Source organism: Paenibacillus sp. JGP012, assembly GCF_014203995.1.
Taxonomy (GTDB): domain Bacteria; phylum Bacillota; class Bacilli; order Paenibacillales; family Paenibacillaceae; genus Paenibacillus; species Paenibacillus silvae.
This window is the reverse complement of the sequence record NZ_JACHKG010000003.1, coordinates 103,954-117,493: the sequence shown is the minus strand read 5'-3', so window position 1 is coordinate 117,493 and position 13,540 is coordinate 103,954. Positions and strand designations below refer to the sequence as shown.

The 13,540-nt window shown below is 44.6% G+C and carries 14 protein-coding genes; 4 read left to right on the top strand and 10 right to left on the bottom strand.

Going from position 1 to position 13,540, the window contains the following annotated elements; all coding sequences use genetic code 11:
• Positions 1-4: 4 nt before the first annotated feature.
• The 3 genes from rbsD to HNR77_RS05350 form a co-directional block, all read right to left on the bottom strand.
• Positions 5-406, bottom strand: a complete 402-nt coding sequence (gene rbsD, locus HNR77_RS05360; protein WP_184181500.1) for a D-ribose pyranase — start codon at positions 404-406, stop codon at positions 5-7.
• A gap of 260 nt (positions 407-666) precedes the next feature.
• Positions 667-1,545, bottom strand: coding sequence for a ribokinase (gene rbsK, locus HNR77_RS05355; RefSeq protein ID WP_184181498.1), 879 nt, complete (start codon positions 1,543-1,545; stop codon positions 667-669).
• The gene (locus HNR77_RS05350) at positions 1,538-2,527 is read right to left on the bottom strand and encodes a LacI family DNA-binding transcriptional regulator (RefSeq protein ID WP_184181496.1); all 990 of its coding nucleotides are present in this window, start codon (positions 2,525-2,527) and stop codon (positions 1,538-1,540) included. The genes rbsK and HNR77_RS05350 overlap by 8 nt, the downstream gene beginning before the upstream one ends.
• A gap of 265 nt (positions 2,528-2,792) precedes the next feature.
• On the opposite strand from HNR77_RS05350, the gene HNR77_RS05345 reads away from it, so the two are divergent.
• A complete protein-coding gene (locus HNR77_RS05345; protein WP_311768581.1) occupies positions 2,793-3,872 on the top strand; it encodes a DMT family transporter in 1,080 nt (359 codons plus the stop codon).
• Between the two features lie 71 nt (positions 3,873-3,943).
• Here HNR77_RS05345 and HNR77_RS05340 read toward each other — a convergent pair whose 3' ends face one another.
• On the bottom strand, positions 3,944-4,987 hold the full coding sequence (locus tag HNR77_RS05340; RefSeq protein WP_221443707.1) for an SDR family oxidoreductase: 1,044 nt from the start codon (positions 4,985-4,987) through the stop codon (positions 3,944-3,946).
• A gap of 117 nt (positions 4,988-5,104) precedes the next feature.
• Between HNR77_RS05340 and HNR77_RS05335 the strand changes: the two genes are divergently transcribed.
• Positions 5,105-5,638, top strand: a complete 534-nt coding sequence (locus HNR77_RS05335; RefSeq protein ID WP_184181493.1) for a TetR/AcrR family transcriptional regulator — start codon at positions 5,105-5,107, stop codon at positions 5,636-5,638.
• Positions 5,639-5,700: 62 nt separating this feature from the next.
• Here the strand turns inward: HNR77_RS05335 and HNR77_RS05330 are convergent, their stop codons facing one another.
• Both HNR77_RS05330 and HNR77_RS05325 read right to left on the bottom strand, forming a co-directional pair.
• Positions 5,701-6,834, bottom strand: a complete 1,134-nt coding sequence (locus HNR77_RS05330) for a serine hydrolase domain-containing protein (protein ID WP_184181491.1) — start codon at positions 6,832-6,834, stop codon at positions 5,701-5,703.
• 222 nt (positions 6,835-7,056) lie between these two features.
• Positions 7,057-7,254, bottom strand: a complete 198-nt coding sequence (locus tag HNR77_RS05325) for a hypothetical protein (RefSeq protein WP_111268858.1) — start codon at positions 7,252-7,254, stop codon at positions 7,057-7,059.
• Between the two features lie 311 nt (positions 7,255-7,565).
• Here HNR77_RS05325 and HNR77_RS05320 point away from each other — a divergent pair, with 311 nt between their 5' ends.
• Positions 7,566-8,237: a cyclase family protein gene (locus HNR77_RS05320; RefSeq protein ID WP_184181489.1), complete on the top strand. Its 672-nt coding sequence runs from the start codon at positions 7,566-7,568 to the stop codon at positions 8,235-8,237.
• 97 nt (positions 8,238-8,334) lie between these two features.
• Here HNR77_RS05320 and HNR77_RS05315 read toward each other — a convergent pair whose 3' ends face one another.
• Both HNR77_RS05315 and HNR77_RS05310 read right to left on the bottom strand, forming a co-directional pair.
• Positions 8,335-9,207: a YitT family protein gene (locus HNR77_RS05315; protein ID WP_145402370.1), complete on the bottom strand. Its 873-nt coding sequence runs from the start codon at positions 9,205-9,207 to the stop codon at positions 8,335-8,337.
• Positions 9,208-9,352: 145 nt separating this feature from the next.
• On the bottom strand, positions 9,353-9,709 hold the full coding sequence (locus HNR77_RS05310; RefSeq protein ID WP_184181487.1) for a MerR family transcriptional regulator: 357 nt from the start codon (positions 9,707-9,709) through the stop codon (positions 9,353-9,355).
• Between the two features lie 113 nt (positions 9,710-9,822).
• Between HNR77_RS05310 and HNR77_RS05305 the strand changes: the two genes are divergently transcribed.
• Complete coding sequence (locus HNR77_RS05305) at positions 9,823-10,605, top strand: SDR family NAD(P)-dependent oxidoreductase (protein ID WP_184181486.1); 783 nt, start codon at positions 9,823-9,825, stop codon at positions 10,603-10,605.
• Positions 10,606-10,744: 139 nt separating this feature from the next.
• On the opposite strand, the gene nspC is transcribed toward HNR77_RS05305, so the two are convergent.
• Both nspC and HNR77_RS05295 read right to left on the bottom strand, forming a co-directional pair.
• Positions 10,745-11,872: a carboxynorspermidine decarboxylase gene (gene nspC / locus HNR77_RS05300; RefSeq protein ID WP_111268865.1), complete on the bottom strand. Its 1,128-nt coding sequence runs from the start codon at positions 11,870-11,872 to the stop codon at positions 10,745-10,747.
• Position 11,873: 1 nt separating this feature from the next.
• Positions 11,874-13,118: a saccharopine dehydrogenase family protein gene (locus HNR77_RS05295; protein WP_184181484.1), complete on the bottom strand. Its 1,245-nt coding sequence runs from the start codon at positions 13,116-13,118 to the stop codon at positions 11,874-11,876.
• Between the last annotated feature and the right edge of the window lie 422 nt (positions 13,119-13,540).

Below are 13,540 nucleotides of genomic sequence, written 5' to 3'. Positions count from 1 at the left end.
CCTTTTAACCGAAATTTACTCCCGATTGTAAAATGCAATTGGCATACGGCGTAGCCTCGCCTGTGCGAATAACCGCCTTTACCTGCCGGGTCAAGGCCTTGAATTGTTCATGATCCAAGCTGTCATCAATAATCTCTGAACCAAACTTCTCTGTCAGATAAGCAAGCGTTTGTGGATTCCCCTCCCGAATCTCGCTGGCTACAATGACTCTCTCCGTAACCATGTCGTCTGCAATGACGTCCAGCACTTCACGGAAGCTCGGTGTACCGAGCTTGAGTGCCAGATCAATCTTGAGCACACCATCCGGAACGGGCAAGCCCGCATCCGCAATGGCAATCCGGTCCGTGTGACCGAGATCAGATAATATTTTTGAAATATGACTGTTCAGGATGCCGTTTTTCTTCATTACGAGTTCCCCTTTATCTTTTTCGCAAATTCACATTTATTTCACTGTATAAGTTGAACTAAAAATTTTACATAATCCACTCCGATGACAGAACAACCTGGAGAGTAGCGGTTATCCCCGGATTTTTTCGATCTTTTTTCCATAAGGGAAAATCCGGTGATAAAGGCGACCGCTTCGCTTTTTCAGGTTTTTTCTGTCCTCTCCGTTAAAGTGTAAATGAGATAGTGGAACTTATATAAAAATCTATGTTCAGCTTCTTCTTACAGACTTGCTTCTACTTCGTCCCGAGTCGGCATGCCTCCCTGTGCACCAAACTTGGTTACGGATAATGACGCTGCCCGATTGGCAAAACGCACACTGTCCTGAATGGACTTGCCCTCAGCCAAAGCCACTGCAAATGCTGCATTAAAGGTATCGCCAGCTCCGGTTGTATCTACGGCTTCGACTTTATACGTTGGAACGAGAATCTCTTCATTACCGTCAAAATAGCGGACACCCTTGCTGCCTTCCGTAATAAACAGCTTGTTCGGATATTGACGTAATGCCTCAGCAGGCTTCATGCCCTTGAACAAGATTTCAGCCTCATGCTCATTCGGTGTAATGTAGGATGCATTGTCGATTACCTCTTGTGGAACCTCCCGTGCTGGAGCCGGGTTGAGCAGCAATGGCGTCTGGTATTCAGCACACAATTGGCTGACATGAATTACCGTTTCTTCTGGAATCTCCTGTTGAATCAGTACAATATCGGCATGACGAATCACTTCGGCAGCCTCGTCAACATATGCAGGTGTAACTTCACGATTAGCCGCTTCGACCACTACAATGCTATTATCTCCCTCAGCCAATATGATATGAGCCGTGCCGCTCTCGCAATGTGTAACCGGTTTCACATTGCTTGTATTAACATGATTCGCCTTGAAGTTCTCTAAAATATCTGTACCGAAGGTATCATCACCTACTCGACCGATCATCACTACTTCTGCACCCAAGCGGGCCGCCGCCACAGCCTGGTTGGCGCCTTTACCGCCGGGAACCGTTTTGAAGCTCTGACCAAGCACAGTTTCTCCTGCGCCCGGTCTTCTCGAAGAAGTCACCACCAGATCTATTGAACTGCTGCCAATTACACATATGTTAGCCATCATTTCTCACCTTTCTTGTTGTTCCCCGTTCAATAAAGGACACGGGCAACTGTATGTTTTTATTCTCCAGCTTATTTTGCTCTACTAATTGAATAAGTAATCCGGCCGCTTCCCGCCCCATCTCATATGCTGGCTGACGGATCGTGGACAACGCTGGCGACAACAAACCACTCATGGGGATATCGTCAAACCCGATGACCTGCACATCGTCTGGTACGTTTTTGCCTATGCGATAAGCTTCATGCAGTACGGCCATTGCCGCAATATCGTTACTGGCAATTACCCCATCCGTATCAGGGTACTCTCTGAACAGCTCTTCAGCCCACATTCCCGCCTCATTAAATGAAAACGAGGTGGTTTGAACGATCTCATAGTTGAGCCCGGCTTTGCGGATAATTTCAATTGCACCTTCAAACCGATCTTGAGCCGGTCTAATGTGTGAAGGCCCCTGCATAACGGTAATGCGCTTGCTGCCCCGTTCAATGATTTCCTTTGCGGCCAGTCTGCCTCCTTCTCTCCCATCAGCATATACCGAGGGGCGATCCAGTGAAGTTCTGTCCAGAAATACGACGGGAATCTTCAGCTTTTCATATATTGAAGAGTGAGGATAATTGGTGGACGAGATCACACCCACCACGTTATTCTGGATGAACGTCTGGATGTAATCCTGCTCCTTCCGCTCATCCTCATCACTATTTCCAAATATCAATCGATAGTCCTGCTCCTGCATCCGATCCTCCACACCTCGTGCGAGCTGGGGAAAGTACGGATTGGCAATGTCGGGCAGCAGCAGTCCAATCAGTTTCGACTTGCGTGTATACAGTGACCGTGCTACTTCGTTTGGGGAAAAGTGAAGTGCTTTTACCGCATCTTCCACTTTTTTACGTGTGTCGGCATGCACATAACCTCTGTCATTAATTACTCTGGACACAGTGGCTACCGATACACCGGCCAGATTCGCTACATCTTTAATCGTTGTCATGGAATATGTTCTCCTTATGTGTAACCGGTTACAGACATAAATTATCACATTCTTAGCCGTTTAGCAAGCCTTCTCTAACTGGAATTAAGTCCCAACTCCATTTTTACGAAGCATACGCTCTCATTGCAAGCCGGGATGATGAATGCTCCCTTACCCTGTTTTCTCCCAACACAAACGCTGCATTTTATGATATGGTCTATAAGGCATGATATTTTGTTTTATACATACATATCGTTCTGTACAATAAGCGAGGAGAAGATTAAGTGTGATCGAAAGAACAGAAAGAACAGTAACAATCGAGAGCTCGGCAAAAGTCGAAAGTTCTACAGGAAAAGCGGCTAATATCCCTCTTGCGAACGAACGGACTGACGCAGCGAACGCAGACCATAGAGAGTTGGAACAACCGCGGAGCAGATTCAGCGATCCCATCATCGTTATGTTAATTGCCGCTCTGTGCTGCCTGTTATGGGGAAGTGCCTACCCTTCCATCAAGCTCGGATACGTTGCATTTCATATTCTGCCTGCTGATATTGCTTCAAAATACGTTTTTGCCGGTTATCGTTTCAGCCTGGCGGGTATATTGCTCCTGCTATTATATCGTGTCGGTTTTAGACGCAGGTTGAAGCTTAGCGGACGTGAATGGGCAAGTTTGAGTATACTCGGCGTGCTGCAGACGGGACTGCAATATATGTTTTTCTATGTAGGCGTCGCGAATACAACTGGTGTCAAAGGCTCCATCATGAACGCAACCACGACGTTTTTCAGTGTTGTACTGGCGCATTTCATTTATAAAAACGACAAGCTGAGCCGCAACAAAGTTATTGGCTGTGTGCTCGGATTCATCGGCGTTATTATCGTCAACTTTCATGCAGACCTGCTTACGTTCTCATTCTCTTTTACTGGAGAGGGATTCATCATTATGGCAGCGCTGGTATTTTCGATTACAGCCATCTACGCGAAGCGTTTAACAGCGGCTATTGATGTTATGATGATTACAGGTGTGAGCCTGCTGGTAGGCGGATTGGTGCTAACCCTGCTCGGGCTCTCGTTAGGCGGTCGGGTTACTCATTTCACATGGGAATCCACGATGAATCTCGTGTATCTGGCGTTGTTATCTTCTGTAGCCTTCTGTTTATGGAATGTGCTGCTGAAATACAACAAGGTCGGCAAGGTATCCGTGTATAACTTCCTGATTCCCATCTTTGGCGCACTGTTGTCTGCACTATTTCTGGGTGAAACCATCTGGGAAATGAAAAATCTGGTCGCGTTAGTGTTGGTGTCCGTAGGTATTTATCTGGTGAACCGGGTACGTATTGACCGTTCATTGGGAACGTTACGTGAATAAAATGATGTTTCGTATCAGTAAAAATTTTAATATGCTACTCTATGGCCGTTGATCTTAGCTTTTTATTTTTGTTACTTCATCTGACCTTTGATGACTTTCATCATACTTTTTCCAGTTGCTATAATTGCCTCTTCTGCCGAACGTGGTGTCCAACCAAGAATACGTCTGGCTTTTTGGTTACTCGTTGACATATCTTTTCCCAAGAGTGTTGCAATCATTCTTAATTTAGGATTGAAAATTGCCATAACACGAACAATATAATTTGGGACCTCTCTCTTTGGAGCTTTTAAGGCATCATGCCCTAAATTTTCTCGCAATATATTAGCAACTTCCAAGGTTGAGAGGTTTTCTGCACTAGAAGCTATAAATCGCTCTCCACTTGCTTCGGGATGAACCATCGCCAAGATATGCAGCTCTGCAACATCTCGAACATCCACATAATCTGAATAAATTTTGGGGACAGACTTTAGTTTACCTTCTAACATCTGACGAACAATATCATTTGAATGGGAATAATCATTTCCTAGAATTGGCCCCATCACACCAACAGGATTTACGGTTGCTAATTCCAAACCATCCCCTTCCATTTTAATAAATTCCCAGGCAGCTAATTCAGCGATTGTCTTGGATTTTTGATAGGGATGAATTTTTGCGTCTATATTGGACCAATCTTCTTCGGTGTATGGCCCTGTGTGATGCTTATGTCCCACACCGATTGCTCCGAAAGCAGAAGTTAGAACAACGCGTTTAACCCCTGCATTACGTGCGGCTCTCAACACTCGTAAAACACCATCACGTGCCGGCCCAATCATTTCATTTTCATCTTTATATATTTTATTGGGTGTTGGAGATGCCACATGAATGACATAATCCGCCCCTTCAACAGCACTATCCCAGTTATTATCAGAAGTTAAATCTGCTTGAACAAATGACAAATTCTCAAGATTTGTCGCCCCGCCCGATATGATCATGGCTTTTACTTCATCTTGTCTGCTCATTGTACGAAGGGTGGCCCGGACACGATACTTCTCCTCCAGTAATTTTAAGATTATATGAACAGCGATAAATCCTGAACCTCCGGTTACCAGCACTAAAGATTTGTTAGGGTCTTCCACCATAAAAACTCCCTTCAATTGACGTTACACTTGTAACATGTTTTACCCTATAATAAGATCAGGCATTATCAAACGCAAGCAAGTATCAAGCATATGTGACAGATTGGAGGATTTGTAATGGCAGCAACGGATCACGCACAAATTATAAAAAAAGACACTAGAGAATGGATTACGATTGCATTGCTGGAGCTACTAAAAAAGAAAAAAATATCACAATTAACCATTTCAGAACTCGTAAAAAAAGCCGGTGTCAGTCGAATGGCATTCTATAGAAATTATGAAAACCTCGAACAGGTATTAGTGGAGTACTACGAGCCTAAATTTGCTGATATATTCAATAAACTTGCTCACAAAAAGAATAACGAACAAAAAATAAAAGATTTGACCAAGTTTTTTCTGGTCATTTCCAATGACATAAAAATGTCCATTGAGAGTGAGTACACAGGGTTACTTTATCAAATTTTCAAGAACCATATTACTCAATTTTATGATGAGCTCATTCCCTTTCCAAACTGGACAGGTGCAAAACGAAATTATTGGATTCACTTTATGAGTGCCGGTGTTTTTGAAATTTGGATGACGTGGATCAAAAATGGACAACAAGAAACCATAGAAGAAATATCATCACTCATACGACTGTTCCATAAATAAAATCACCGGGCGCTCACAAAAAAAGAACCTTTTACAGGAATCCTGTAGAAGGTTCTTTGACATCAAAGACAAGAATACACTGCATTACGCAACCGACGATGCACATAATGCTCCTGGCTGTTCAGCAGATGCTGCGCATACATCACCGTCAGCCCGGAATCCGGGTCTATAATAGCCATGCAGCCAGCCGCTCCAGCCCATCCAAACTCCCCAATTGGACTTAATGAACCACTGCCTGCTTTGGAGATATGTGTACGAACCCCGAGACCATAACCGTAACCATACATATGATCCCATGAAAAATCTGGCCGTGTCATGTCGTTCAGATGATCGGTTCTCATCAACTCCACGGAAGCCCGGGACAATATGCGAATACCTTCCGGACTTGTGCCAAATCCGGTCAGTGCATTCAAGAACTTGGCGTAATCGTTAACGGTGGAAAACAATCCCGCACCGCCACTATCCAGTTCTGTACCTACACGGAAGCCATTGCCATCCATTCGTACCGCTTTATCTTGCTGTTCATCGAAAAGGTATTGCGGAATCAAGCGAGACCGCTGTTCTTCCTTCAGATCAAAAGTGGTGTCATACATGCCGAGCGGTTGAATAATCTCATCCTGCAAATATGTGCCGAATCGTTTACCACTTACCACTTCCACCAGCGCGCCAAGCACATCATGACACATGCTGTAATTCCAGTGTGTACCTGGCTCAAACATCAGTGGTTCTTTCGCCAAAGCTCTCGCAAACTCCCGTGTAGGCAGTGTTCCGTGGGTACGTTCCACCGCTTCCTTGATACTTGGCGCATGGATATCATATGAAAAGCCCGCAGTCATCGTAAACAGATCACGTACCGTAATCGGTCTGGCCGCTTTCTCATAGTAAACTTCGCCATTGGGCAGTGCCTTCTTCACCTGCATTTCTGCAAATTCAGGTAAATACTGAGACAGTGGGTCGAGTAAAAGGATATACCCTTTTTCAACCAGCTGCAGTGCAGCCACACAAGTCATGATCTTGGTCATGGAGTACAGATTAAAGATCGCATTCTCCCGAATGGGCGTCTTCTCCTCCACATTTTCGAATCCGTTCCGATACTGGAAAACGATTTCGTTATGATGCATAACAAGCACTTCTGCCCATGGGACTCTCCATGATGTTAAGCGATCAATTAATGAAGCAACCGGTGTAAAGTCCATATTTCCCCATCCTTATATGTAAAATTGTTTGGTTTGTGCCCATCAAGAGCACTTAGCGAAATATACTTCTCTTCCGTTTAACATATACTACTATACGACCTTTTTAACCTGTTGACCAGCTTGATTAAATGTTAATTTCGTTAGGTGAAGTATTGCAATTCTAATGGCAAAAAGCTGATCCATAACTGGACCAGCTTATAACCCTACCATCGTATTTGCACACTAATTTGGATAAGCTCGTCTATTCTCAACCGATTTCATACGGTTCTGGTCATCCGTCACATGATCCTGACTGAATTCCTGCCCTGCTTCCATCTCACTATGACCGGATACGTTGCGGGAGAAATTGGTGAATTGTCTTTTGTGCTCGTCCTGTTCGTGCTTCTGCTTCAAAAGTTCCTGCGGGTCCTGCTTTGTCATCTCGCTAACCTCCTTATTGAAATGTCATGTATTTCTTCACTATATAAATTGAACTAAAGAAGGTTTGCACGGGACTTCGATGACAGAATAACCTTCCAATCGCTGTTATCCCCAGATTTTTTTTGATTCCCTTTTCTGAAAGGGAAAATCCGGTGATAAAGGCGACCGCTTCGCTTCTTCAGGTTTTTTCTGTCCTCTCCGTTTTTATGCAAACCAATAAGTTCAACTTATATACTCAAGTTTTCCATACCGAAGCCTTACTTATGCAAGTAATCCAAGTCAATGCGTCAGGAAAGGAGTTAACGCCAAAAATGAAGCGTCTTCTCTTGTCTTATCCGCTAGGTGTGAACACGCCGGTATACAAAGATAATCCTCCAGTCGTTATACAGCAGCAAGCCAGTATCGCTCAAGGTGATCCGTATAACCAGTTTGTCATCACAAGCCTTAATCATAACGGAACACATATTGATGCCCCATGGCACTTTAATCCTCAAGGCAAGAAAATCAGTGAGATTGCGATTGACGATTTTATTTTTACCCACCCTGTCATTATTGATATTCCCAAAAGTGATGATGAGTTGATCACCAAAGCTGATCTACAGCCTTTTGAACATCAAATCGCTGGAGCGGATCTGCTGCTTATTCGAACGGGTTTTGGCAAAATTCGCTCATCTGATCCTGAACGGTACGCTAATCACAATCCGGGCCTATCATCCTCCGCAGCACGTTATCTGATGATATTTGAATCCTTGCGTGCCATTGGTATTGATATGATATCCGCTGGTGCAGCGAATCATCCAGACGAAGCCATTGCTTTCCATCAAACGATTTTGGGCAAAGACCGGGTCGATGGCAAGTACATTCTTGTCATTGAAGATCTCAATCTGAATCAAGACCTTTCCCACTTTACGAAAGTTTACGCTATCCCTCTGTATATCGAAGGTGTAGATAGCAGCTTTGCTACAGTTTTTACAGAAGATTAACGCTTGGCTGGTTATTAATTGGTTGACTGATTGATTCTAGTTTTAAAAAAATAAGAAAAAGCGCCGACAAGAGGGTTACTCTTATCAACGCTTGTTCTTAGTGAATGTCCTTCTTCTTGAAATTTCCGCCCTTCACTTCGGCTACGTCGTAGACAACAACAAAGGCTGCAGGGTCAATCTCGTTAATGATATCCTTGATTTTACTTTCTTCCATCCGGTTGATGACACAGGTGATTTCCTTGAACTGCTCGTTGGAATAACCGCCATACGCATCCGTATACGTTGCTCCCCGTCCAAGCCGGTCACGAATGGTCTCCACCATAATTTCAGGTTGAGTCGTAATGATTTTGAACGTCTTGGAACCGCTCAAACCTTCCTCGACGATATGTATTACTTTGGAAGCAATAAAGTATGCCAGTCCAGACAAAATAGCACCTTGCAAGCCAAATACGGTTGAAACGACGATAAATACAAACATGTTCAGGAACAAAATCAGGTCACTCGTTCCGAAGGGCAGCTTACGGGATAACAACACGGCCAGCATATCGATCCCATCCAGTGCTCCGCCATTACGCAGTGCGAGACCCATACCAAAACCGATAATGATACCGCCCACAACCGTAACCAGCAGTGTGTCCCCTTCAATAATCGTCGGCACATGGTGCATGAGACTGGCGCTGATGGCAAGTGATGCAATACCAATCACGGAGTACAGCGCAAAACTTTTACCAATTTGCTTGTATCCGAGCCATACAAACGGAATGTTTAATAGTCCGATCAATAATCCAAGCGGTAATCCGAACAAATTCGAGCCGACGATACTCAGACCCGTAACACCACCATCGGATACCTTGTTTGGAATCAGTATGGCCTCCAGGCCATACGCTGTGATGAATCCTCCGATAATGATGAGCAGAGCCTTGGAGAGGATTTTAAGCTGGTTTGACTTGTGCGCTTTGTGTTGATGCATTCCTTTTCCCCCTTGGTGAACGATAAACAGCTAAATAATCAATAAACATAAAAAATAGTCTATAACAAAAATCACACATTTGGCAATAGAAGGTCATTGCAAAACCCAGGTTAGTCTGCTCATCGCATTATTTGACCTCCTTACATTATTTCCCGATCAATGAGCGATATGCTATAATTTTAAGTTCCAGCATTTCATTCGCCGCATGGAGTGTATTCATCTGCTGTTCCACTGACTTTTTGTGGTCCTCCAGCAGCTTCAGCCGCTCAACGGCGGTATGCTCACCTTGCTGAAATAATGAAGCATACTGCTTGATTACCGCAATCGGCATCTGTGTTTCCTTTAATTTGATGACAAACTGGAGCCATTTCAGATGTGACTCGTTATATCGTCTGTCTCCACTGGAATCACGCAGCGGGATGATGATCTGTTCCTTCTCATAATAACGCAGCGTATGTGCGCTAATGCCTAACATCTCGGCAACTTCTCCGATGGTATGCATTGTTATTTTCACCTCCTTCAGCTGAGTGCTTGACTTAGAGTAAACTCTAATCAGTATAATCAATTCGTGGTCATCCCACAATATAGATTGAAATGATCCCAGGAGGAATTCACATGAAATATACGGTCATTACAGGCGCCAGCTCAGGCATTGGATATGAAGCCGCTCTTGCTTTTGCAGCACGAGGCAAACATTTAATTCTCGCTGCCCGCAGAACAGAAGCATTGAATTCGTTAAAAAATAAAATAGCTGAACTTCATCCGCAGCTGGATGTTGTAATCCGTACCGTGGATCTGTCCATTGCCACAGAAGTACATGCCTTCTATGAAAGCTTGAAGGATTATTCCATTGAAACGTGGATTAACAACGCGGGCTTTGGCAATTTTGCTTCCGTTGGCGAGCAGCATCTGCCCAAAATTGAACAAATGCTTCATCTTAATATTGAAGCTCTTACGATCCTCTCCACCCTGTATGTTCGAGATTATGCCGCGGTTCCAGGTACCCAGATTATTAACATCTCTTCAGGAGGCGGGTATACCATCGTCGCGGATGCGGTAACATACTGTGCAACCAAATTTTATGTAAGTGCATTTACAGAAGGCTTGGCACAAGAATTGAAAAGCAAAAATGTACCGATGCAAGCCAAAGTGCTTGCCCCTGCTGCCACAGAGACCGAGTTTGCCGAACGTGCCTTTGATCTGGATCAGTTTGAATATGAAGGCCGTGTACCCAAGTTCCATACTGCGGAGCAGATGGCTGGATTTTTGCTGGACCTCTACGATAGCGAATATGTTGTAGGTCTTGTGAACGGTTTAACCTATGATTTTGAACTGAAAGATCCGATCTTTCCTTATGCCGCAAGAGCAGCCAGCAAGCCTGTCGATTCACAGCATTAATTCAAATAGTACAGCTAACTATACTGACCGCAATATAAATGAACCCGAAGCCGTGCCAAATGAGCAGTGGAACCGGGAAAATACGCGAAAAGAGCTGTTCCTGATCACATCAGATGTGACCCTGGAGCAGCTCTCTTTTTTAAGCCAAGCGCATTTTGAAATCCTGATATCCGAATTCACGAACGACTTCGCAATCGCCGTCTTTGCGTTTCACCGCAATCGCTGGCAGTGGCATGCCGTTGAACGTATTTGTTTTAACCATGGAGTAGATCGCCATGTCTTCAAATACAAGACGGTCGCCTTCTTTCAAAGGCTCATCGAAGGAGTAGTCGCCAATGACGTCACCAGACAGACATGTTTGGCCGCCAAGACGATACAGATGAGGCTTCTCACCCGCTTCACCTGAACCGATCAACGGCGGACGATATGGCATCTCAAGCACATCCGGCATATGGCAAGTAGCAGAAGTATCCAAAATGGCGATATCCATACCGTTCTTGTGGAAGTCCAGAACGGAAGTCACCAGATAGCCTGCATTGAGGGCAACTGCTTCTCCCGGCTCCAGATATACTTCCAAGCCGTAATCATTTTGCATCCGTTTAATGCATGCTTCCAGTCTTGGAATGTCGTAATCTTCACGGGTAATATGATGTCCCCCGCCAAAGTTAATCCATTCCATCTGCGGCAGCCACTGTCCGAACTTTTCAACAACAGCATTCAGCGTTGTTTCCAGATCGTCCGAGTTTTGCTGGCACAGAGTGTGGAAATGCAGTCCAGATACGCCTTCCAGCAGCTCTGCACGGAAATCCTCCTGCTTGGCGCCGAAGCGTGAACCTGGAGAACACGGATCATAGATCTCGTGTCCTTCCTGCGTGGAGCATTCCGGGTTCACACGCAAACCAACCTTACAGCCAGCTTGCAGTGCTTTATCCTTGAATTTCGCCAGCTGTGAAAAGGAGTTGAAAATGATGTGATCACAGATCGAAACAATCTCATCCATCTCCTCCTCACGAAAAGCCGGAGCAAAAACATGATTTTCCTTGCCCATCTCTTCATGTCCGAGACGTGCTTCATACAAACCACTTGCGGTCGCACCGCTCAAGTATTCTCCAATCAGCGGATACATAGCTGTCATGGAAAATGCCTTCTGTGCAAGTACAATTTTCGCACCTGTACGCTGCATTACACCGTTCAGGATTTTCAAGTTTCTCTCAATCAAAGCTTCATCAACAACAAAACAAGGCGTAGGCAGCTGTTCAAACTGCATCTTAGCGAACAAGCTCCGATTCTTTTGCTTTGGACTCTTCCGGAAGTGCATCAACCAGAACCGGATTGAAGTCTTCTACCCAAGGAAGGCCCCATTTGTTCAGTTCTTCCATGAACGGATCCGGGTTGAACTCTTCCACGTTGTATACGCCTGGTTTGTTCCATTTGCCTGTCATCACCATCGCTGCGCCGATCATTGCCGGAACACCTGTAGTGTAAGAGATGGCTTGGGAGCCAACTTCTTTGTAGCACTCCTGATGGTCACAGATGTTGTACACATAGTACGTTTTGTCTTGACCATCTTTTTTACCTTTGAAGATACAACCGATGTTTGTTTTACCTACAGTACGAGGTCCAAGGGACGCCGGATCAGGCAGAACAGCTTTCAGGAACTGCAAAGGAATGATTTGTTTGCCTTCGAATTCGATTGGCTCGATCGAAGTCATGCCTACGTTTTCCAGAGCTTTCAGGTGAGTCAGGTAGCTTTGACCAAATGTCATGAAGAAACGGATACGTTTCAAGCCAGGGATGTTTTTCGCGAGAGACTCCAGCTCTTCGTGATACAACAGGTACATGTCTTTTTCGCCCACTTCTTTGAAGTCATAGACACGTTTGATTTCCATCGGTTTTGTTTCGATCCATTCACCGTTCTCCCAGTATCTGCCGTTCGCAGAAACTTCACGAATGTTGATCTCCGGGTTGAAGTTGGTAGCAAACGGATAACCGTGATCGCCGCCGTTGCAGTCGAGGATATCAATATATTCGATTTCGTCAAAATAGTGCTTCAATGCGTATGCAGAGAATACACCTGTTACTCCCGGATCGAATCCGCTGCCCAGCAGCGCAGTGATGCCTGCTTTTTCAAAACGCTCTTTGTAATCCCACTGCCAGCTGTATTCGAATTTCGCCGTATCTTCCGGCTCATAGTTTGCTGTATCCATGTAGTGTGTTTTTGTAGCCAGGCACGCATCCATGATCGTCAGATCCTGGTATGGCAGTGCAAGGTTCATGACGATATCTGGTTGGAACTCATTGATCAAAGCGATCAGTTCATCCACGTTGTCAGCGTCTACTTGAGCAGTCGAGATTTTAGTTTTGCCGCCATCCAGCTTTGCTTTCAAATCGTCGCATTTGGATTTCGTACGGCTTGCGATACAGATTTCTTCAAAAACCTCGCTGTTTTGAACGCATTTGTGTACTGCTACAGAAGCCACGCCGCCGGCGCCGATGATTAGTGCTTTTCCCATTTTCTCATTCTCCTATCCCCATAATTAGGTTTTTTGTTTTTTCATAAAATTCCAAGACGTTCGCAGTTGTATTGTTTCATTATGCAACGTCCACCCGCTCCGGATACAATAAAAAAAGCAAGGTGAAAAATGTCGCATTTGCGCACACCATCACACTTGCTTGTCGATATACATCATAAAAAAGACGTGAAGACTCCATGACCAAAAAAGTCCACAAGAACTCCTTCGGCGGAAAGCTCCTTCATGTATATCAATATTGGATCAGAGTCTATATAGCAAATAATTCGCCTTTACCACTCTTATTGACCGTTTCACAAGTTGATGTGCAGATGCACTGGTTGTAAAGTAACCAACTTATAAAATTTGAGCTTTGAACTCAATCAATAAGGCAACAGAAGTTGCCAATCGGCATTTGACCCGGC